The 21,882-nt window shown below is 41.1% G+C and carries 19 protein-coding genes; 17 read left to right on the top strand and 2 right to left on the bottom strand.

Annotated elements, in window-relative coordinates:
- The first annotated feature begins 74 nt into the window (after positions 1-74).
- From ACFSX4_RS13300 to ACFSX4_RS13255, 10 genes are all read left to right on the top strand, one after another.
- Positions 75-1,526, top strand: a complete 1,452-nt coding sequence (locus ACFSX4_RS13300) for a nicotinate phosphoribosyltransferase (RefSeq protein WP_377775712.1) — start codon at positions 75-77, stop codon at positions 1,524-1,526.
- Positions 1,527-1,530: 4 nt separating this feature from the next.
- On the top strand, positions 1,531-2,349 hold the full coding sequence (nadE, locus tag ACFSX4_RS13295; RefSeq protein WP_377775710.1) for an ammonia-dependent NAD(+) synthetase: 819 nt from the start codon (positions 1,531-1,533) through the stop codon (positions 2,347-2,349).
- Positions 2,350-2,371: 22 nt separating this feature from the next.
- Entirely contained in the window at positions 2,372-3,037 is a 666-nt protein-coding gene (locus ACFSX4_RS13290; protein ID WP_377775708.1) for a DUF2179 domain-containing protein, read from the top strand.
- Positions 2,964-3,197, top strand: a complete 234-nt coding sequence (locus ACFSX4_RS13285; protein WP_377775706.1) for an NETI motif-containing protein — start codon at positions 2,964-2,966, stop codon at positions 3,195-3,197. Before ACFSX4_RS13290 ends, ACFSX4_RS13285 begins: the two co-directional genes overlap by 74 nt.
- A gap of 100 nt (positions 3,198-3,297) precedes the next feature.
- On the top strand, positions 3,298-4,593 hold the full coding sequence (purB, locus tag ACFSX4_RS13280; RefSeq protein WP_377775704.1) for an adenylosuccinate lyase: 1,296 nt from the start codon (positions 3,298-3,300) through the stop codon (positions 4,591-4,593).
- Between the two features lie 16 nt (positions 4,594-4,609).
- Positions 4,610-5,290, top strand: a complete 681-nt coding sequence (locus ACFSX4_RS13275; RefSeq protein ID WP_377775702.1) for a D-alanyl-D-alanine carboxypeptidase family protein — start codon at positions 4,610-4,612, stop codon at positions 5,288-5,290.
- Between the two features lie 150 nt (positions 5,291-5,440).
- Positions 5,441-6,109, top strand: coding sequence for a heptaprenylglyceryl phosphate synthase (locus ACFSX4_RS13270; protein WP_377775700.1), 669 nt, complete (start codon positions 5,441-5,443; stop codon positions 6,107-6,109).
- 18 nt (positions 6,110-6,127) lie between these two features.
- A complete protein-coding gene (gene pcrA / locus ACFSX4_RS13265) occupies positions 6,128-8,296 on the top strand; it encodes a DNA helicase PcrA (RefSeq protein ID WP_377775698.1) in 2,169 nt (722 codons plus the stop codon).
- A 4-nt stretch (positions 8,297-8,300) separates the two neighbouring features.
- Entirely contained in the window at positions 8,301-10,271 is a 1,971-nt protein-coding gene (gene ligA / locus ACFSX4_RS13260) for an NAD-dependent DNA ligase LigA (protein ID WP_377775696.1), read from the top strand.
- Positions 10,272-11,462 (top strand): CamS family sex pheromone protein, encoded by a 1,191-nt coding sequence (locus tag ACFSX4_RS13255; RefSeq protein ID WP_377775694.1) that lies wholly within the window; start codon positions 10,272-10,274, stop codon positions 11,460-11,462.
- Positions 11,463-11,670: 208 nt separating this feature from the next.
- On the opposite strand, the gene putP is transcribed toward ACFSX4_RS13255, so the two are convergent.
- On the bottom strand, positions 11,671-13,233 hold the full coding sequence (gene putP / locus ACFSX4_RS13250; protein WP_377775926.1) for a sodium/proline symporter PutP: 1,563 nt from the start codon (positions 13,231-13,233) through the stop codon (positions 11,671-11,673).
- 339 nt (positions 13,234-13,572) lie between these two features.
- On the opposite strand from putP, the gene gatC reads away from it, so the two are divergent.
- Genes gatC through gatB form a run of 3 tightly spaced genes read left to right on the top strand, consistent with a single transcriptional unit; the run spans position 13,573 to position 16,780 of the window.
- On the top strand, positions 13,573-13,863 hold the full coding sequence (gatC, locus tag ACFSX4_RS13245) for an Asp-tRNA(Asn)/Glu-tRNA(Gln) amidotransferase subunit GatC (protein WP_377775692.1): 291 nt from the start codon (positions 13,573-13,575) through the stop codon (positions 13,861-13,863).
- Positions 13,864-13,874: 11 nt separating this feature from the next.
- A complete protein-coding gene (gene gatA / locus ACFSX4_RS13240; protein ID WP_377775690.1) occupies positions 13,875-15,350 on the top strand; it encodes an Asp-tRNA(Asn)/Glu-tRNA(Gln) amidotransferase subunit GatA in 1,476 nt (491 codons plus the stop codon).
- Entirely contained in the window at positions 15,350-16,780 is a 1,431-nt protein-coding gene (gene gatB / locus ACFSX4_RS13235; RefSeq protein ID WP_377775688.1) for an Asp-tRNA(Asn)/Glu-tRNA(Gln) amidotransferase subunit GatB, read from the top strand. Before gatA ends, gatB begins: the two co-directional genes overlap by 1 nt.
- Before the next feature lie 250 nt (positions 16,781-17,030).
- Here gatB and ACFSX4_RS13230 read toward each other — a convergent pair whose 3' ends face one another.
- Entirely contained in the window at positions 17,031-17,789 is a 759-nt protein-coding gene (locus ACFSX4_RS13230) for a hypothetical protein (protein ID WP_377775686.1), read from the bottom strand.
- A gap of 125 nt (positions 17,790-17,914) precedes the next feature.
- Between ACFSX4_RS13230 and ACFSX4_RS13225 the strand changes: the two genes are divergently transcribed.
- From ACFSX4_RS13225 to ACFSX4_RS13210, 4 genes are all read left to right on the top strand, one after another.
- Positions 17,915-18,421 carry a GrpB family protein gene (locus ACFSX4_RS13225; RefSeq protein WP_377775684.1) on the top strand — a complete coding sequence of 169 codons (507 nt, stop codon included), beginning with the start codon at positions 17,915-17,917 and terminating at the stop codon, positions 18,419-18,421.
- 156 nt (positions 18,422-18,577) lie between these two features.
- Positions 18,578-19,486, top strand: a complete 909-nt coding sequence (locus ACFSX4_RS13220) for a diacylglycerol kinase (protein WP_377775682.1) — start codon at positions 18,578-18,580, stop codon at positions 19,484-19,486.
- A gap of 66 nt (positions 19,487-19,552) precedes the next feature.
- The gene (gene rlmD / locus ACFSX4_RS13215) at positions 19,553-20,908 is read left to right on the top strand and encodes a 23S rRNA (uracil(1939)-C(5))-methyltransferase RlmD (protein WP_377775680.1); all 1,356 of its coding nucleotides are present in this window, start codon (positions 19,553-19,555) and stop codon (positions 20,906-20,908) included.
- 438 nt (positions 20,909-21,346) lie between these two features.
- A complete protein-coding gene (locus ACFSX4_RS13210) occupies positions 21,347-21,676 on the top strand; it encodes a DNA cytosine methyltransferase (RefSeq protein WP_377775925.1) in 330 nt (109 codons plus the stop codon).
- The last annotated feature ends 206 nt before the right edge of the window (positions 21,677-21,882 follow it).

Genomic DNA, 21,882 nt, shown 5'->3' with positions numbered 1-21,882 from the left:
GTAGTACTTATTGAATATTCCGTGGTAAACTGATTATAACTGATTTGAAGAGTAAACAGGAAGGGTTGAATGGAATGTATCAATACGATGATGATAGTTTGATGCTTCATACAGACTTATACCAGATCAACATGGCGAAAACATATTTTAAAGAAGGTATAGCTGATCGTCGTGCTGTATTTGATCTTTATTTTAGAAAGATGCCGTTTGATAACGGTTATGCTGTATTTGCGGGTCTTGAGAGAATCATTGATTATTTGAAAAATCTAAAGTTCAGTGAATCGGATATTGAGTATTTGAGAACACTTGATTATGAAGAGGACTTTTTGGAATATTTGAAAGCACTGAAGTTTACAGGGAATGTCCGTGCAGTAGAGGAGGGACAGGTGGTATTTAATAATATGCCGCTTGTTCAGGTTGAGGCGCCGCTTGCTGAAGCCCAGCTGATTGAAACGGCGCTTTTGAATGTTGTAAACTTCCAGACGCTGATTGCTACAAAAGCGAGCAGAATCCGGCAGATTTTACCGGACGGTCAATTGATGGAGTTCGGTACACGGCGTGCACATGAATTTGATGCTGCCATGTGGGGAGCGAGAGCGGCAATTATCGGCGGTTTTGACGGAACAAGCAATGTCCGTGCAGCAAAATTATTCGGAATTCCGCCGAGCGGCACGCATGCCCACGCGATGATTCAAGCTTACGGTGATGATTATACGGCGTTTAAAGCCTACGCCTCGACACATAAAAACTGTGTGTTTTTAGTGGATACATTTGATACGTTAAGGTCAGGTGTGCCGAATGCGATTAAAGTAGCGAAAGAGATGGGAGACAAAATTAATTTCCTTGCCATCCGCCTGGATTCGGGCGATATCGCATATTTATCAAAAAAAGCGCGCGAATTACTTGATAATGCAGGGTTTACGGATGTTAAAATTATTGCATCGAACGATTTGGATGAGTTAACCATTCTGTCCCTCCTCTCGCAGGGGGCAAAAATTGACGGCTGGGGTATCGGTACTAAGCTGATTACAGCTTATGACCAGCCGGCACTCGGTGCTGTCTACAAACTTGCTGCGATTGCGGATAAAGACGGCGTCCTTGAAAACCGTATTAAAATTTCAGGGAATGTCGAGAAAGTGACGACACCTGCAAAAAAGGATGTTTACCGTATTATCAATACGAATACCGGTATGGCGGAAGGAGAATATATCACGCACTCCGGTGAACAAATTGATGAGACAGAGCCGCTTCTGATGTTTGATCCGGTGCATGTAATGAAAAGAAAACTGGTCAGAGCCTTTAAGCCTGTCGAACTCTTCAAAGATATATTCATTGACGGGGAGTGTGTATACACGTCGAAAAGTGTACCGGAAATCAAGTCGTTTCTGGAATCGAACCTCAACACGCTGTGGGAAGAGTACAAGCGCTTTTTAAATCCGGAAGGCTATCCTGTGGATTTATCAACGGAATTATGGCAGATTAAAAAAGATTTAATAGAAGATGCAAGCAATAAAACTTTGGAGTGAGTCAATGAATAGAGTACAGCAGTCCATTATCAATGAATTACATGTGAAACCATCCGTTAATCCTGAGGAAGAAATCCGTGAAATCATCGATTTTATTAAAAGTTATTTAACAGAGCATCCGTTTATCAAATCTGTAGTGCTCGGCATTTCCGGGGGACAGGATTCGACACTTCTCGGGAAACTCACACAGACTGCGGTCAATGAACTGAACAGTGAGGGCGGTACGCTCGAATTTCATGCAGTCAGACTGCCGTACGGGAAACAGCAGGATGAAAGTGATGCTGAAGATGCACTTCGGTTTATACAGCCGACACGTTCTGCAGTAATAGATATCAAGCCGGCGGTTGATCAGAGTGTTGAGACATTGAAACATGCAGGCTATGATCTGAGTGATTTTATTAAAGGAAATGAAAAAGCGCGTGAACGTATGAAAGTGCAGTATGCGATTGCTGCTGCATCAAACGGCATCGTTTTTGGAACTGACCATGCTGCTGAAGCGGTGACCGGATTTTTTACAAAACACGGCGACGGAGCATGTGATGTGACGCCTTTATTCGGTCTGAATAAGCGCCAGGGGCGTGCGCTCCTGGAATATCTTCAAGCGCCGGTGCACTTGTATGAAAAGGTACCGACTGCAGATTTGGAAAGTGACCGCCCGCTGTTAAGCGATGAGGAGGCACTTGGTGTTACGTATCATGCGATTGATGATTTTCTTGAAGGAAAGAAAGTGTCTGATGAAGATGCTGAAACAATTGTCAGCTGGTATATGAAGACTGCACATAAGCGTACGACGCCGTACAGTCGGTATCATTTACCTGAGTGATCAGTGAGGGAGTGTATTTAGAATGCTAGAAGCAGTTTCAAACAGCGCATTGCTGATGGTTCTTGTAATATTCGTTATCAATATTTTTTATGTCAGCTTTCTAACGTTAAGAACCGTGGCAATTACAAAAGGCTACCGCTACCTGGCGGCAGGTGTCAGTATACTTGAGACATTTGTATACGTTATTGGTCTTGGTCTCGTACTGGATAATCTGGACCAGCCGCTAAATGTGATTGCTTATGCCCTCGGGTTTGGTGTCGGTGTGTTATCCGGACTTAAAATTGAAGAAAAGCTTGCTCTCGGGTATATCGTGGTGAACGTGACGACAGCAGAAAGAGACAGGGATTTTCCGAACCACTTAAGAAATCTGGGTTACGGTGTTACACACGGTACACAGTGGGGCCGTGACGGTGAAAGAACAACCATGCAGATTCTGACACCGAGAAAATATCAGATTAAACTGATAGACACGATAAAAGAACTCGATGAAAAAGCATTTATTATTGCATATGAACCAAAAACAATTAACGGCGGCTTCTGGACTAAAGGTGTCAGCAGACGTAAAGTGGCAAGTTATGAGCCGGAAAATGTTGAAGAGGTGTTAGAAGAAATTTATGAACAGGAAGAAGCAGAAGAAACAGAACAACAGGACATTAGACCGGACACAGACGGACAGAAAAAAGTTTAGTGTGCTGCCTGATGAAGACATTCCGGACTGCCTTGAAAGAATGCGGCAGGAAGGCTACACACCTGTCAGGCGGAAAGAAGTACCTGTCTTTAAGAAAGATAGTAACGGAATGCGGGTCAGCCATCAGGAGATTATTTTTGAAGGCAGATTAATGAAATAAAATATGAAGTAACAGAGCGAACATTATTAATAATGACAATTATGATGTTCGCTTTTCTGTTATAATAGTGAAGGATTAATAATTAAGGAGCGAATATGACATGATTTCTCGTTACTCTCGTGAAGAAATGACTCAGATTTGGACTGAAGAAAACAGATTTAAGGCCTGGCTTGAAGTCGAAATATTAGCTGCAGAAGCATGGGCTGAGCTTGGATTTATTCCAATGGATGAAGTAAAAAAAATTCGTCCGAATGCAAAAATCGATGTAGACCGGATTAAAGAAATTGAACTTGAAACACGACACGATGTTGTGGCATTTACACGTCAGGTTTCAGAAACACTCGGTGAAGAGAAAAAGTGGGTGCACTACGGACTAACAAGTACGGACGTAGTGGATACGGCACAGAGTTATATGGTTAAACAGGCGAATGATATTATAGAACGTGATATTGAGCGTTTTATCGAAATTCTCGGTAATAAAGCGCGTGAACATAAGACAACATTAATGATGGGAAGAACGCATGGTGTGCATGCGGAACCGACATCATTCGGTATTAAAATGGCGCTTTGGTATACAGAAATGAAGCGTAATTTAGAACGTTTTAAGCAGGTCAGAAAAGAAATAGAGGTCGGAAAAATGAGCGGTGCGGTCGGTACTTTCGCAAATATTCCGCCTGAAGTGGAAGAGTATGTCTGTGAGCACCTTGGTCTTGGTTATGCGGAAGTATCAACACAGACGCTTCAACGAGACCGGCACGCACACTACATCAGTGTTCTTGCTTTAATCGCAACATCTGTAGAAAAGTTCGCTGTGGAAATCCGTGGTCTTCAAAAAACAGAAACACGCGAGGTGGAAGAAGCGTTCGGCAAAGGCCAGAAGGGCTCAAGTGCGATGCCGCATAAACGTAACCCGATCGGCAGTGAAAATGTGACAGGACTTGCACGTGTAATCCGTGGTTATGTAACAACGGCATACGAGAATGTGCCGCTCTGGCATGAACGGGATATTTCCCATTCATCTGCAGAACGGATTATGCTGCCGGATGTAACAATTGCTTTAAATTACATGGTCAACAGATTTGCAGGTATCGTTGATAACCTGACAGTGTTTAAAGACAATATGAAAGCAAATATTGATAAGACGTTCGGTCTTGTTTATTCACAGCGTGTGATGTTGACGCTGATTGATAAAGGATTTGTCCGTGAAGAGGCGTATGATCTTGTACAGCCGAAAGCGATGGAATCGTGGGAGACAAAAGTACCGTTCAGAGAATTAATCGAGAAGGACAGCCGGATTACTGAAGTACTGGCACTTGAAGATATAGATGCATGCTTTGATGAAAATCATCATCTGCAGCGTGTGGATGTTATCTTTAAACGTGCAGGACTCGAGTAGAAAAGGTGGTTTTCAAGTGAAGCGGATTTTATTTGGAACGGCCTTAGTACTTGCTTTATCCGGCTGCTCCGGAGATGCTGCAGAAGTATCGGACGCACCGCATGAGTCACCGGGAAGAACGATGACCCATCTGACTGTTGAAAATTTGGACATCCTGCCTGAAGTTGAAGTGATTGACGGTGTCACATATATGGACGGAATTTTAATCGTCAATGAAGACTATGAACTGCCGCAGGATTATAATCCGGGTCTTCTGCAGGAAGTCATTGATGCATATACAGAAATGACGAGTGCGGGTGCTGATGAAGGCTTGCAGTTTGTAATGGTCAGCGGCTTCAGGACATATCAGGAGCAGGAGCAGCTGTACAATGATTATGTAGCGCGTGAAGGGCAGGAGGAAGCAGATCAGTACAGTGCGCTGCCGGGACATTCAGAACACCAGTCGGGCCTTGCGTTTGATATTGGTTCGACGGTGAGTGCTTCCACGATTGATGTATCATTTGAAGATACACCTGAGTATGAATGGATGAAGGATGCCGCGCATGAGTACGGTTTTATTATCCGCTATCAGGAAGGCAAAGAGGATATTACAGGGATTAATTTTGAACCCTGGCATTTAAGATATGTCGGTGTGGAAGCGGCAACTGAAATGTACGATGAGGGTCTGGTATTGGAAGAATATTTAAGAATACGTTAGTTTCTAAAGCGCTTCTCGTTTGAGGGGTGCTTTTTCCTGTGCATGTAAAAATTAATATCATTATGAACATCGTAGAAGTGAACAGAGTACGCTGTAAAATGATATAATATTTCTATCGTAAATTATAGAGAAATTAATAGGAGTTTTAGGATGTTAGAGGATGTAAAACATATATTTAAACTGGACCCTGCAAAGGACATCAGCGATGAAGATTTAACTCAAATATGCGAGTCGGAAACGGATTTAATCATTATCGGCGGAACAGACGGTATCACTGAGGATAACGTGCTGAACTTAATGTCACGGGTCAGACGTTTCAGCATTTCTGTGGCACTTGAAGTGACAGATAAGGACGCGGTCATTCCGGGTTTTGATCATTACTTTATCCCGGCAGTATTCAACACCGGGAATATAAAGTGGCAGCACGGTTTAATGCTTGAGGCACTTCAGGAATACGGACAGCTGATAGATTTTGAAGATCTGTCGCTGCTGCCGTATTTAATTCTGAATGAAGAATGTAAAGCCTTTAAGAAAGCGGAAGCTTTGGAAGTGACGGCGGAAATGCTGCCGCATTACATTAACATGCTTGATAAAATGTACCAAACAAAGTATATCTATATTGAATACAGCGGCAGATACGGTGATCCTGAGTTGATGAAAACCATCCGCAGTCATGCAGAGAACAGCCGTATTATATACGGCGGCGGCATCGACAGCCGCGGACGGGCGGAAGAAATGCGTACATACAGTGATACCATTGTCGTTGGCAACATTATTTATAAAGACGTTAAGAAGGCATTGAAAACAATTATTAAATAATACTGGAGTTTTTATATTATGGATTTATCTTTAATGAATAAAGAACAGCGGAAAGCAATTGAAACCACCGAAGGCCCGCTTTTACTCGTGGCGGGTGCGGGAAGCGGGAAGACACGTGTGCTGACCCACCGTATCGCTTACCTTCTCGGTGAAAAAGGAGTGCCGTCATATAATATTCTGGCAATCACCTTTACGAATAAGGCGGCAGGGGAGATGTTGTCCCGTGTGAACAGTTTAATCGAGGAGGATGCCGGGCATATGTGGATCTCTACTTTCCACTCAATGTGTGTCCGGATACTGCGCCGTGATATTAATCATCTGGGTTATGATAACAGCTTCTCTATTCTTGATCCGACAGACCAGCAGTCTGTCGTAAAAGGCATTTTAAAGAAAAGGAATCTGGATGTTAAACAGCATCACCCGAGAAAGATTCTGAATTTTATATCGGATAAAAAGAATCAATTGATTACAGCAGAAGAAGCTTCAAAAGAGGCTGAAGGATATCTTGACGGTCTGTACAGCGAGATTTATACGGATTATCAGGAAATACTGTACCGTAACAGTTCACTTGATTTTGATGATTTAATTATGCTGACCATTGACTTATTTGACAGAAATCCGGATGTATTAAAATATTATCAAAATCGTTTTCAGTACGTACATGTGGATGAATACCAGGATACCAACCATGCACAATATCAGCTCGTGAATATGCTTACCGCCAAATACCGTAACATCTGTGTTGTCGGTGATTCCGATCAATCCATCTACAAATTCAGAGGGGCGGATATTACCAACATCCTGAATTTTGAGGACGACTATCCGGAGGCTGTGACGATTAAGCTTGAGCAGAACTACCGCTCTACAAAAACAATTCTTGATGCAGCCAATGCGGTAATCAACAATAACTCTGAACGTAAGCCGAAGGAACTCAGAACAGAGCGTGACGGCGGTGCAAAAATAAAGACAATCCTCGCGGATTCTGAACGCGCAGAAGGACAGGAAGTTGTCCGCAACATCAGGGACCTTTCACGGAAATATGCCTACAGTGATATTGCGGTATTGTATCGTGCCAATTCACAGTCGCGTGCCATAGAGGATGCGCTTGTGAAATCAAGTATCCCGTATAAAATGATCGGCGGCATGAAGTTCTATCAGCGTATGGAAATTAAAGACTTGATGAGCTATTTAAAGGTCATTCAAAATCCGCATGATGATATCAGCTTTACCCGGATCATCAATACACCAAAACGAGGTATCGGTGCCAAAACAGTGGATAAACTGACGGCCTACGGCGGCATTCACGGAATCAGTATATTTGAGGCCATCAATGATGCTGATTTTATAGGGATTCCTAAAGGTGCAGTGACAACATTAATGTCTCTCCTTGATAAATTAAAAAATTTAAAAGAGAAATCAAAATATATGTCGGTTACTGAACTGGTTGATGAAACACTGTATGACACAGGATATCTTGATGCGCTGGAAAAAGAGAATACGCTCGAATCCAGAAGCCGTATTGAAAACCTTGATGAATTTAAAACAGTGACACGTGAATTTGACAATGAACGTGAAATCAATGACGAACTTCTCTTCGAATTTTTAAGTGAAATGGCACTTGTGTCTGATCAGGACGGTGTAGAGGCCAATGCAGGCGTTACACTGATGACAATGCATGCTTCAAAAGGACTGGAGTTCAAGGTGGTCTTTATCGTCGGACTTGAAGAAGGGATTTTCCCGTCACAGCGTGTGATGTATGATGATGACGAGCTTGAAGAGGAACGGCGTTTAATGTATGTGGGGATTACCCGTGCAGAGGATCAGTTAATACTATCCCGTGCAGACTCAAGAATGATTTACGGTAAATATGAATCAAATCTTCAGAGCCGTTTTCTTCAGGAAATTCCTGATGAGCTGATTGACGGGGAAGTGATTGATATCAACACTCCGTTTTCAAGACCGAAGCAGCAGGCTAAAAGTACAGTACGTCAAAAATCCCGTGTCATGACGAATAACAGCGGTGTGTCATTCAAAGTGGGTGATAAGGTTACGCATAAAAAATTCGGCGACGGTATTATTTCAAATATTAAAGGTGACGGTGATTCTAAAGAACTGGATATCGTTTTTACAAGTGAGGGACCGAAGCGGCTGCTTGCAAACTTTGCCCCAATTGAGAAAAAGGAGTAGGGTCATGGAAGAAAAAATTAGAACACTGCAGGATAAATTAAACCGATATAACTATGAGTACCATGTCCTCGACGCACCGACAGTGCCGGACGGAGAGTACGATAAAATGATGAATGAACTGATCCAGCTGGAGACGGAACATCCGGAATTTAAAACAAAGACGTCTCCTACTGTCCGCGTCGGCGGGGAGATACTCAAAGGGTTTACGAAAGTTGACCATGATACACCGATGCTCAGCCTCGGCAATGCATTTAATGAGGGAGACCTCCGTGCTTTTGACAAGCGTGTACAAGAAGCAGTCGGCCGGGTGGAGTACATGTGCGAATTGAAAATTGACGGTCTTGCTGTGTCTTTGAAGTACGAAGACGGTTTATTTGTGCAGGGTGCAACACGCGGTAACGGCACAACGGGTGAGAATATCACTGAAAATTTAAGAACTATTAAAGCGATACCGCTGAAAATAGATGAACCCCTGTCATTTGAAGTCCGTGGAGAGGCCTATATGCCGAAAAAATCATTCCAAAAACTAAATGAACAGCGGGAGTTACGGGAAGAAGCCTTATTTCAAAATCCAAGAAATGCGGCGGCAGGATCTCTAAGACAGCTGGATCCAAAGCTTGCAGCAGCAAGGAATCTGTCAATATTCCTGTACAGTGTCAACGATTTAACAAATATTAATGCTGCGACCCAGAGTGAAGCCCTTGAGGCGCTTGACCGCCATGGTTTTAAGACAAACAAAGAACGCCGTACTGCACAGTCTATCGACGAAGTCATTGAATATATCGATTACTGGACGACTCACCGTACAGAGCTTGATTATGATATTGACGGCATCGTGATAAAAGTGAACGATTTAGATCATCAGGAGGAGCTCGGATTTACCGTAAAATCACCGAGATGGGCAATTGCTTATAAATTTCCTGCAGAAGAAGTCGTGACAGAAATACTCGATATTGAGCTGACTGTCGGGCGGACAGGTGTAATTACACCGACAGCAATTCTGACACCTGTGAAAGTGGCTGGAACAACAGTCTCAAGAGCCTCTCTTCATAATCATGAATTGATAGAAGAGAGAGATGTCCGCATTCATGACAAAGTCATTATTAGAAAAGCAGGGGATATTATCCCGGAAGTTGTCCGGGTATTGTTTGATGAACGGACCAGTCAGGAAGTCTATCATGCACCAACCGAGTGTCCAAGCTGTGGTCAGGAAGCGGTTAAACTCGAAGATGAAGTGGCAATCAGATGTATTAACCCTGCGTGTCCCGCACAAATTGCAGAAGGGATTATTCACTTTGTTTCCAGAGTTGCGATGAATATTGACGGACTCGGGGAAAAAGTGATTAAACAATTATTTGATGAAGGATTAATTAAAGATATCGGAGATTTATACAGCCTGAAGTATGATGATTTAATCGAGCTTGAACGTATGGGAGATAAGAAAGTGAATAATCTGCTCCAGTCGATTGAAGCTTCGAAAGAAAATCCATTAACGCGTGTATTAATCGGTCTCGGTATCAGGTTCCTCGGCGCAAAAGCATCCGGTTTGATTGCACAGACTTTCGGCAGTATCGATGAAATAATGAAGCAGCCTAAAGAACGGTTTGTAGAAATCCCTGAGATTGGTGAAAAAATTGCAGATTCAGTCGTCACTTATATGCATAATGAGGATTTTATTCATTTAATTGAGAAGCTGAAAAATGCCGGTGTGAACATGACTGAAGAAATTTCAGTACCTGAAAGTGATGAATTTACCGGAATGACATTTGTACTGACTGGAAAGCTCGGTGAATTAACCCGCAGCGAGGCGAAAAGTATGATAGAAAATGCAGGCGGGAAAGTGACTTCCAGCGTATCTAAAAATACAGATGTTGTACTTGCAGGTGAGGATGCGGGAAGTAAGCTCGAGAAAGCTGAACGCTTAAATGTTACAATATGGGATGAAGATGAATTTATTCGGAAGTTGGGGCAATAGATGAAGAAAATATCCATTTTACTTATATCAGCAGCTCTATTTTTGGCTGCATGCAGTGAACCGGTTGATATGGCTGAAAATGATGAAGAATCAGGTGTTACGAATGTGCCTGTAACAGAGCAGGAGGAGCAGGTAACCTCCCGTACGGAAAACAGAACAGATTATCAGACAGTGATTCCCTACCAGATTTCGCCGTCCAGAGGGTTAACCAGTACGAATATGGTATCCAGCTACAACATAGAGGCATTTGAAAAGGGATTATTTGATATCAGTAAGGAAGTATTCAGCCCCGATGATTATATTTTCAGAGAAGGGCAGATATTTACTGAAGAGATGGTGCGGGGCTTCTTGAACCGGACATATACAAGAGAAGAGATTGATGAGATGACAGAAGAGGAGCTTGCTGACGGCACTGCCTTCAGTAATCTCGGATTAAATCCATCCACAGGCGGAGAAACAGATCCGGATGTCATTGCTGAAGAGGCACCGCTTTATCTGTCTCATTTACTGGAGCAGAACTATGTTGTTGAAGATGAAAATGGTGATATGCAGCTTGAAGGAATGACTATCGGTCTTGCTATGAACAGTGTGTATTACTATGAGAATGATGATGGAAGCACTGAATCTGTTTCGCTTGATGCTGCAACAGTGAAAGAAGAAGGGGAACAGATGGCTGAAGAAATTCTCGAGAGAATACGTGCAAATGAACAGTATCAGGACATAACGATTACGTTTGCGATTTTCATACAGTCGAACGATACTTCTATCGCTCCCGGGAATTTTGTTTCATACAGTGTTGCGGATGCAGGTGAGGGAGAATTATCTTCATTCACAAATGTGAATGAGCAGAATGTATTATTCCCTTCAAGTGAGGCAGAAGAGTTGAGTGAAGAAACAAATAATGACTATCAGTTGTTTAACCGTAACTTGTCCTCATACTTTGACTCTTTCACAACATCTGTAGGACAAGGATATTTTAAGGATGGTAATTTAGAACATTTATCCATCGAAATTCCTGTGGAATATACAAGCCGCGGTGAGATTATCGGCCTGAGCCAATATGTCAGTGATTTACTATCCAATCATTTTGCGGGTGTCCGTGTGGAAATATCTATAGCGGATAAGAGCGACACTTATGCATTGATTACAAAAACTTCGGATGGAAACATACAGACGCATATATATGAATAAAAGCAATAGTGCTGTAGAAAAGTCTGATTGAGTATTTATCAATCAGGCTTTTTTAAATAGCTGAAAATCAGCAGGATAGATAATGTTTTTTAAACAGTGACAAAAAACCGGGACTTAATTAAAAATTTAGTCCCGGTTTCTTATAAACAAATTTGGAATCTTCAAGTTGCACAGTTGACTGACACAGCTGTTCTCTTCTGAGATGAAGTTAATCTTCTTTCAAAATACGTTCTGTTTCGGCAAATTCTTTCTGAATTGCTTCCTCATTTCCTTTATTGCTGGATGCTTTACTAACTATCACAGCAGCAAGAGTGGAAACAATGACACCTGGAATCATTTCATAAATATACTCATCAGGCATGAACGGAAGTGTTGTAAATCCTCCGAAACCGATCCAGATGATGACTGTTGCGGCACCACCGATAATGGCTGCAACTGCCCCGTTACGTGTCATACCTTTCCAGTGAAGTGAAAGGACAACAAGTGGACCAAACGCGGCACCAAAGCCTGCCCATGCGTTGGCAACGATATCTAATATTACTGAATCTTCGTCCCATGCAATTCCAATGGCAACAATGGATACAACAATAACTGCGATTCTGCTGGCAGTGACAAAAAGTCGGTCCAGCTGTTCTTTTGATTTTGTTTCCTCTTTTACAACGACACGGCGGATCATTTTATAGAAATCCTGAACCAAAGAACTGGACGTTACCAATAATTGAGAAGAAACTGTACTCATAATCGCAGCCAGTATTGCTGCTAAGAAGAATCCACCGATTAATGGATGGAAGAGTACCTGACTCATCAGTATTAAAATAGTTTCAGAGTCTGCAATTTCATTTTGAGATACATCGATGAATACAACACCTAAGAGACCGGTTAAAGAAACACCAATCAGGCCGATTGCCATCCAGGAGATACCAATACGTCTTGCCATAGGTAATTTTTTATGTGATGTAATTGACATAAATCTTACGATAATATGCGGCTGACCGAAGTAGCCGAAGAACCATGTGAAGTTACTTATAATCGTAATAAATGAGACACCACTGATAAATGAAAGGTAGTTGACATCATTCAAGGCACCGATTTCTTCCAGTCTTACAAAAGGTTCGGCAACTTGTCCTGTAAGGTACTGCCATGCGACAATAGGGATTAAAACAATCGCGATAAACATGATTGTACCTTGGAATAAGTCTGTCAGACTAACTGCGAAATAACCACCAAGGAAAGTATAGAAAATAACAACACTTGCTGTGAGAATTAATCCCCAATGGTAATCCATATTAAATGCGTTTTGGAACAGTTTACCACCGGATACCATTCCACTTGCAGTATAAACTGCGAAGAATACAACGATAACAAGACCGGCAACAATTCTTAAAATATGTTGTCTGTCCTTATACCTGTTTTCAAAGAAGTCCGGCAGGGTGATAGAGTTTTCGGAAACCTCAGAGTATACACGAAGTCTTGGTGCGACAACGAAGTAGTTGACGTACGCACCGAGTGTCAGACCAATACCCATCCAGGCAGTTGAAAGTCCTGCATCGTACATTCCGCCGGGAAGCCCCATCAGCATCCAACCGGACATATCTGATGCACCTGCTGATAATGCTGTTACCCACGGGCCGAGGTTACGTCCCCCGAGAGTATATTCATCCAGACTGGATGTTGATTTTTTGTATGCATAGTAACCAATGTACAGCATACCTGCAAAATAGATGGCAATCATTATAAATTGTTCCCATCCTGCAGTAAATGTGAAGTTCATATTACTAAGTATCAAATTTTTCCCCTCCTAAATTAAACACTATATTAAACACCATACATAAACGATATTTCTATTGCAACTTGATTTGTTGACTATTCCCCACCAGCAATAAGCTTAAACACTGATATGACAGGATTTTCAATGGTGTAAAAATATACCATTAAGTCGGTTGAAACTAATTATACCGATTAAAAAATAAAAAACAACAGTATTATTTAATACTTCTGAATACACAGATGAAAAAAGGCCGTCTGTAACCGGTATCATGCAGAAAGATTAGATTTTTCAAGTGATTTTTGATAAGATTTATATGTTCTATTTTAAAAATGGAGGGTTAATATGTCTGAAATTAGTCTGGACACAGTAAAACATATTGCACATCTCGCGCGTATTGAAATTCAGGATGAAGATAAGGCGCAGGCAATGCAGAAAGAATTAGATGAAATTGTTGTATATGCAAAGCAGCTGGAAGAAGTAGATTTAGCCTCAACAGATCCAATGTTTCATGCACTTGATTTAAATAATGTACTTCGTGAAGATGAAATTGAAACACCAATCTCTCAGGAAGACGCATTAAAAAATGCAAAATCCACTCAGGACGGACAATTTAAAGTCCCTAAAATGCTGTAAGGAGGCCTACTGTGAATATACATGAACTGACAGTCGAAGAACTGTACGATAAGATTCAGGATAAAGAAATTAAGCCGTCAGAAGTGATTCGTGCGTATTATGAACGCATTGAAGCATCAGATGAAACCATCGGCTCTTTTTTATTTTTAAATAAGGAAGATGCGCTGAAGCAGGCAGAACATTTAGATGCACTTCAGGCAGAAGATAAAATGGACGGAGCATTATTTGGTATTCCAATGGGAATTAAGGATAATATCGTCACTAAAGATATTTTAACAACATGTGCGAGCCGCATGCTTGAAGATTTTAACCCTGTTTATGATGCAACAGTGATTGAAAAATTAAATAATGAATCCCCTGTCCTGATTGGTAAACAAAATATGGACGAGTTTGCGATGGGCGGGTCCACGGAAACGTCTTATTTCAAATTGACAAGAAATCCATGGGATACAGATGCAGTACCGGGCGGCTCATCCGGTGGCTCGGCAGCAGCTGTTGCAGCAGGGTTTGCACCGTTTTCACTCGGTTCGGATACAGGCGGGTCAGTCCGTCAGCCGGCAGCATTCTGTGGAGTGGTCGGTATGAAACCGACATACGGCAGAGTGTCACGTTACGGTCTCGTTGCTTTCGCATCGTCACTGGATCAGATTGGTCCAATCACAAGAAATGTGCGGGATAATGCGAAAATTTTAAATGTCATTCAAGGTCAGAGTGACTATGATTCTACAAGTATGCCGGGAATCGATGCAGATTTCCTTGACGGCATTGATAAAGATTTAACAGGTCTAAAAATTGCCCTGCCTAAAGAATATACAGGTGAAGGTATTGATGATGAGGTCAATGAAGCCGTTCAAAATGCAGTTAAAACGTTTGAATCTTTAGGTGCAACAGTGGAAACAGTGTCCCTGCCTCACACTAAATATGTTGTATCCGCGTATTATTTAATTGCGTCCAGTGAAGCGAGTGCCAACCTGGCAAGATTTGACGGTATCCGTTACGGACACAGTGCAAAAGACGCTGAAAGCCTTGAAGATTTATATAAGAAAACCCGTGCAGAAGGATTCGGTGATGAAGTTAAACGCCGTATTATGCTTGGAACTTTCGTGCTGAGTGCCGGTCATTATGATGCGTATTATATCCGTGCACAGAAACTGCGCAGCCTGCTCGAGTCTGAAGTGAAAAGTGTCCTGTCGGAATACGATTTAATCATTGGTCCGACAACGACTTCACCTGCCTACAATATCGGTGAGAAAACTGATGATAAACTGAAAATGTACAAAGATGATATCCTGACTATTCCTGCCAATCTGACAGGGATGCCTGCATTATCCATTCCGTGCGGCTTGAGTTCCAATAAACGCCCAATCGGACTGCAGATTTTAGCAAGTCATTTTGAAGAGAATAAAATTTATAATGCAGCTTATAAATTTGAAGAGAAATGTAATTTACACGAAGAATTAAAAGAAATTCAAAAGGAGTTGAGATAATGCATTTAGAAACAGTCATTGGACTTGAAGTCCACGTTGAGTTAAAGACAGATACTAAAATGTTCTCAAGTGCTCCTGCTCATTTTGGTAAAGATCCGAACACGAATTTAAGTGTGGTTGATTTAGCGTATCCGGGAACACTGCCGGTGCCAAACAAAGAAGCAGTCAATTTTGGTATGAAGGCAGCTATGGCATTAAATATGGATATTGCCGATGTGACTAAGTTCGACCGTAAGAACTATTTCTATCCGGATAACCCGAAAGCATATCAAATTTCTCAGTTTGATAAGCCGATTGGTGAAAACGGATGGCTTGAAATCGAAATAGACGGTGAAACAAAACGAATCGGCATTACACGCCTCCATCTTGAAGAAGATGCAGGAAAATCATCACACAAAGATGATCATTCACTTGTAGATTTAAACAGACAGGGGACACCGCTCGTTGAAATCGTGTCAGAACCGGATATCCGGACGCCTGAAGAAGCATATAAATATCTCGAGAAATTAAAATCCATTATTCAGTACACAGGTGTATCTGATGTAAAAATGGAAGAGGGTTCACTTAGATGTGATGCTAATATTTCCCTCCGCCCGTACGGTCAGGAAGAATTCGGAACAAAAGCGGAGCTTAAAAACTTAAACTCGTTTAACTTTGTAAGAAAAGGTCTTGAACATGAAGAAAAACGCCAGGAACAGGTATTAATGTCCGGCGGTGAAATTGAACAGGAGACCCGCCGTTATGACGAAAAAACGGGTGAGACTATTTTAATGCGTGTTAAAGAAGGTTCCGATGATTACAGATATTTCCCTGAACCGGATCTGGTGGATATTCATATCGACCAGGTGTGGAAAGACCGTGTACGTGCAAGCATCCCGGCACTTCCTGATGAGCTCAAGGAAAAATACGTTAACGAGTATAAGCTGCCTGAATATGATGCTGACATCTTAACGATGAATAAAGAGACATCTGATTTCTTTAATGAGATGATTGAAACACACTCAGCCGATGCGAAACTGGCATCCAACTGGCTTATGGGGAACGTCAATGAATACTTGAATAAAAACCAGACAGAATTAAGCAGTGTTGAATTAACACCTGAGAATTTATCTGAAATGATTACATTAATCGAAGACGGCACGATTTCAAGTAAGCAGGCGAAAAAAGTGTTCTCTGTTCTTGTTGAAAAAGGCGGAAAAGCTAAAAAAGTGGTTAAGGACCTTGGTATGGAACAAATCTCAGATCCTAAAATTTTAACTGAAATGGTTACAGAAGTGCTGGATCAGAATGAACAGTCCATTGAAGACTACAAAAACGGTAAAGACCGTGCTATCGGATTCCTTGTCGGCCAGATTATGAAAAAATCAAAAGGTCAGGCAAATCCAAAATTGGTTAACAGTATCTTAATTGAAGAAATTAATAAAAGATAATACAGTTTAAAGCAGTATATTTAAAGCATGTATGATTGAACCTGATCATACATGCTTTTTTGTATTAAATTTTGAGTGGATTAACAGTTGGTCTAAGGGACACTTAAAGCTCTGAACGGCGCCGCAGAAGGTATTTAGACCTAATTCTATTAGTGAATGCTTCAACCTATGACATCAATCAGAACTTATGCCGGCATTTTGATAAAAAAACAGAAATTCATATTTATCATGAATTTCTGTTCTAAAAGTTCTATTCAACTAAATAATCATATATGTTCTGGATGATTTGATCTTCTGCTGAAGCTGATATCAATTCGGCATCGTAATCATAATCTTCACTGACTTCAAGGTCCTGATTATCAATATAATAATAATCATTCTCCGAGAAATAATCTGCATCGTCTTCCAGAACACCGGCAAGATTTTCATGTTCGTGAACATTTGGATTGCCGAGAATGTACGCAACGCGGTCATCATTGAAGATATTCAGGTAGACATCTGTAATGTTGCCCTCACTGCGGTCGAATAATACTTCATCGTTATAATCCTGAATTTGAAGTGCATCGATAATGACTGCATCACTGTTATCGCTGATGGATACTTCACTTAAGTCAGTCGAATTAACATCCAGTTCCTGACGGTTGAATTGTACATTATTGGAGCCGAACATCTCTGTCAAGCGATCCGTAAAATCATCATTATAGTAGGATGGAAGCAGAAGATCGATAATCAACGGTTCGTTACTGCCAGCAGCATCTTCAAACTTTTCATTTAACGCCGGCTGACTGAAAGTAACAGCTTCTGCCGCACCATCATTGGAAGTACTCTGATTACCATTTTCAGAATTATTTTCATCCGTGTCTTCGTCTGTTTCATTCGTACTCTCTTCAGCACTGTTGTCATTTGAAGAGGTCAGTGACAGCTGGTCGAGCGGGCGGTCTGCCCCGAAGTTCAAATACACACCGATAAAGAAAATTACGAATAAAAGAACAACTAATATTTTTTTCATCTTAATCCTCCGAGTAGTGGTATATATTTTTCATTTAGATATGATATAATATGAAAAATATATAAATATCATTTTTTATTATACACAAATTACTTTTCATTAGTAATACTTAGGGATGAATAATGATGAAAAAAAACTCATACTATGATTTAGCAAAACAAAAATACGTTGAAGCTTCACTTCAGATGCTTGACCATTTTAAATCCAATGTGATTGAAGTACATCATATCGGATCATCGAGTTTTGCATCGATGGATACACGTGAAGATATTGATATTCTGGTAATATTAAAATCACAAAATCAGGTGGCCGAACTTCCTGATGTCTTAATGGCGGAAGGATATGAGATTGTCCACAGTTTCTCGCCGTATTATTCAAACGAAACAATTGTGAGAGGCAGTTTTGACGATGATTCTGTGAACTTTATATTCATGGCACACGGGGAAGAGCGGAAAGAAGAGATACTGGACTGCAAACTATCCATTAACAGTGATGAATCAGAATTTAAAAAATTTATAGAATTAAAAAAGCAGCTGAATGATTTACAATTAAGCAGGGAAGAATATCAGCTTAAAAAAGAGGCATTGTTTTATAATATTATGAGTGCACGCGGGAATCGGAATGTGGTTTAAATTTGTAATTATTATAAACTGCCTTTTAATCGGAGGCTTATTTGTTTTGTCGATGACTGAGTACGAGACATTGATGAAAGCTGTTCAGCTTGCTGTATTTGTGCTGAGCGTTTATCTCTGTTACACATATGCCGGACGTAGAAATAGGAGAAGAAAATGAAAACTGTGAGAATCATTTATAATCCAACTGCAGGTCGGGAAGTATTTAAGCAGATACTGCCTGATGTATTGATACGCTTGGAAGAACAGGGCTATATTACCAGTGTGCATGCGACAAGGTATAAGGGAGATGCTGTCGATGCTGCCGCTTTTGCATGTGAACATGATTTTGATATTATTATTGCGGTCGGCGGTGACGGCACAGTCAGTGAAGTCATTAATGGTGTTGCTGCGAAAGAAAACAGACCGGAACTCGGTATTATTCCAATGGGGACGGTAAATGATTTTGCGTCTGCATTGTACATACCAAATCAGGTGATGGAAGCGGTCGATAATATTGTGAATGGTATCCCGATGAAGCTCGATGTCGGTTACATGAACGGTAAATATTTTATGAATATTGCCGGAGGCGGTAAATTAACAGAAGTATCCTACGAGGCGCCGAGTAAATTGAAGTCGATTATCGGACCGCTCGCATACTATGTAAAAGGAATTGAAAAGCTGCCGCAGATGACGAGTTCAAATATCCGTCTGGAACTGGACGGTGTGGTTCATGAGGGTCAGGTGATGATGTTTTTAATCGGTCTGACCAATTCCATCGGTGGTTTTGATAAGCTTGTTCCGAATGCGAAATTCAATGACGGATTGTTTTCAGTACTGTATGTAGAAGAAGTGACTTTACTGGAACTGGCACGGATACTTTCTATGGCGACACGCGGAGAACATCTTGAGCATCCAAAAGTACACTATGTAAAAGCAAGAGAAGTCAGTGCATCTTCCTATGAAGACGTACAGCTGAATTTAGACGGTGAATTCGGCGGCGTGCTCCCTGCACGGTTTGAAAACCTGCAGCAGCATTTAACCATCAGGGTGCCCCGAAAATTTTATGATGAGCACAATAAGTAGTCAAGCAGAAGCTTGGCTATTTGTTTGTTATAATGAAAATATTGAAGATGTCTGAGAGGAATAGATATGAAAACAGTGGTAAAAAACGAAGTATATACAGGGACTGTGACAGATTATACCCATGAAGGAATGGGTGTCATCAAAGTGGACGGCTATCCGGTATTTATTAAAGATGTGTTAAAAGACGAAAAGATTCAATTTAAAGTGATTAAAGCAAATAAAAATTTTGGATTCGGAAGAAATTTAAATATATTAGAGCCGTCAAATAACCGTGTAGAGCCGCCGTGTGAATATTATTACCAGTGCGGCGGCTGTCAGATTCAGCCGCTCAGCTACAGTGAGCAGCTGAATTTTAAAAAGCAGACTGTGGACCGTAATATGAACAGACAGGCAAAGCTTGATATTGAGACGTTTGATACAGTCGGTATGGAAGCACCGCATCATTACCGTAACAAGTCACAGATTCCTGTGAAGAGAGTGAACGGCAAAGTACAGATGGGCTTCTATAAGCCGCGCAGTCATGACATTGTGGATATTAAAACCTGTTATATTCAAAAAGATCTGCACAATCAGCTGATGAATAAAATCCGCCCGTATCTGGACAGTGTTTCAATATACGATGAAGCGACACATAAAGGACTGCTGAGGCATCTCGTTATCCGTTCAAACCATGACAATACAGAGGTGCAGGTAGGCTTTATTACAAATGGCAGAAAGAATCAGTTTCAGGATATTATCCAGATGCTGAATAAAGAATTCCCTGAGGTCGTGAGTATCATTCAAAATATTAACACGAAGAAAACCAATGTTATTTACGGCGATGAGACAATCGTATTAAAGGGTCATGCATATATTACAGATGAGCTGCTCGGCAAAAAATTTAAAATCAGAGCAAAATCGTTCTATCAGGTGAATCATTCCCAGACTGAAAAACTGTATCAGAAAGCCATTGAAGCGGCAGGTTTGACCGGGACAGAAACAATTATGGACACATACTGCGGTATTGGTACAATCGGTCAGTGTGCCGGAGATTATGCAGAGAAAATTATTGGTATTGAAGTGGTGGAATCGGCAGTTGTGGATGCCAGGGAAAATGCTGAACTGAACGGTATTCATCACGCAGAATATTATCTCGGAAAATCCGAAGAAGTGATGAAAGAACTGGTCAAAAAAGGCATTAAGCCGGATGTTGTATTTGTTGACCCGCCGAGAAAGGGATGCCATGAAGCATTTCTCGATAGTCTTGTTGAAGTACAGCCTGAGAAAATTATATATATTTCCTGCAATCCGAGTACGCTGCAGAGAGATTTGAAATATTTAAACAAAGAAGGCTATCAGGTCAGTCCGGTAACACCGGTGGATCTCTTTCCGCATACAAATCATACAGAAGCAGTTGTTCTGCTTGAATGGGAAACTACGTAGAAATCCTTAATTTCAAGGTGTTTTACTAGCATTCTTACTTTAAGGCAAATGGTGAAAATGACAGAAAAAAGTGTTAAAATACTATGTTGAAGTTTCAGTAGGAATTGACCTGTTGCGAGGAGACATGTGAAATTTAATATTCTACTTTTAATTTGATGCCATACTTTTAGACGTTCAAATAAACTGAACGTCTATTTTTTTGTACAAAAATAATTTTGTGAAGATTCATTATATATAAAATTATTCGTAATGAGATTTGTGAATAGGGTGGCGATTATATATGACAACACTAACACTAGGAAATCTCTTTGATGGTATAGGTGTATTTCCTCTCGCAACTTATCGTCATCGAATTAAACCCGTATGGGCGAGAGAAGTTGAGAAAGCCCCTATCTCTATTACACAAAGCTATTTTCCTAACATACTTCATTTAGGGATATTACAAAAATAGATGGTGGGGAAATACCACCTGATCATATTATTACATTTAGTTCTCCATGTCAGAACTTATCAAATATCGGAAGAAGAGAGGGGTTAGACGGAAAGCAATCGAATTTGTTTTATCAAGCATTCCTAATAGTTGAAGAAATGAAGGAGGCATCCAATGGAACATATCCAGTTATCGCTGTTTGGGAAAACGTCATGGGAGATTTTTCATCAAATGACCGGATGGATTTTAAAGCCGTCCTGGAGTCCTTCACAAATACCGAAATTTTAATGTCTCCTTTGCCTCCTTCTGGAACATTGGCCAACGCAGGAATGGAGTAAGATTGATATGTGCTGGCGGCTCTTGGACACCCAATATTGGGGAATACGCACTCGCGCTCAAAGTATCTTCCTCGTGGCAGATTTTAGGGGGAATCGTGCCAAAGAAATACTATTTAAATCCGTGACCTGCAGCCGTTTTCTGCGTCTCGCGGAAAAAACAGGAGGCCGCTGCCGGAGCCAGTCGAATATCTTTTGAAGAAACGGGG

The organism is Corticicoccus populi (assembly GCF_042686195.1).
In the GTDB taxonomy this organism is placed as follows: Bacteria; Bacillota; Bacilli; order Staphylococcales; family Salinicoccaceae; genus Corticicoccus; species Corticicoccus populi.
The sequence above is the reverse complement of the archived record's forward strand: the minus strand, read 5'-3'. Positions and strand labels throughout refer to the sequence as shown.

Coding starts and splice junctions, on each gene's coding strand:
- ACFSX4_RS13300 (WP_377775712.1), top strand. CDS start 75: ATGTATCAATACGATGATGATAGTTTGATGCTTCATACAGACTTATAC.
- nadE (WP_377775710.1), top strand. CDS start 1,531: ATGAATAGAGTACAGCAGTCCATTATCAATGAATTACATGTGAAACCA.
- ACFSX4_RS13290 (WP_377775708.1), top strand. CDS start 2,372: ATGCTAGAAGCAGTTTCAAACAGCGCATTGCTGATGGTTCTTGTAATA.
- ACFSX4_RS13285 (WP_377775706.1), top strand. CDS start 2,964: ATGAACAGGAAGAAGCAGAAGAAACAGAACAACAGGACATTAGACCGG.
- purB (WP_377775704.1), top strand. CDS start 3,298: ATGATTTCTCGTTACTCTCGTGAAGAAATGACTCAGATTTGGACTGAA.
- ACFSX4_RS13270 (WP_377775700.1), top strand. CDS start 5,441: ATGTTAGAGGATGTAAAACATATATTTAAACTGGACCCTGCAAAGGAC.
- pcrA (WP_377775698.1), top strand. CDS start 6,128: ATGGATTTATCTTTAATGAATAAAGAACAGCGGAAAGCAATTGAAACC.
- ligA (WP_377775696.1), top strand. CDS start 8,301: ATGGAAGAAAAAATTAGAACACTGCAGGATAAATTAAACCGATATAAC.
- ACFSX4_RS13255 (WP_377775694.1), top strand. CDS start 10,272: ATGAAGAAAATATCCATTTTACTTATATCAGCAGCTCTATTTTTGGCT.
- putP (WP_377775926.1), bottom strand. CDS start 13,233: ATGAACTTCACATTTACTGCAGGATGGGAACAATTTATAATGATTGCC.
- gatC (WP_377775692.1), top strand. CDS start 13,573: ATGTCTGAAATTAGTCTGGACACAGTAAAACATATTGCACATCTCGCG.
- gatB (WP_377775688.1), top strand. CDS start 15,350: ATGCATTTAGAAACAGTCATTGGACTTGAAGTCCACGTTGAGTTAAAG.
- ACFSX4_RS13230 (WP_377775686.1), bottom strand. CDS start 17,789: ATGAAAAAAATATTAGTTGTTCTTTTATTCGTAATTTTCTTTATCGGT.
- ACFSX4_RS13225 (WP_377775684.1), top strand. CDS start 17,915: ATGAAAAAAAACTCATACTATGATTTAGCAAAACAAAAATACGTTGAA.
- ACFSX4_RS13220 (WP_377775682.1), top strand. CDS start 18,578: ATGAAAACTGTGAGAATCATTTATAATCCAACTGCAGGTCGGGAAGTA.
- rlmD (WP_377775680.1), top strand. CDS start 19,553: ATGAAAACAGTGGTAAAAAACGAAGTATATACAGGGACTGTGACAGAT.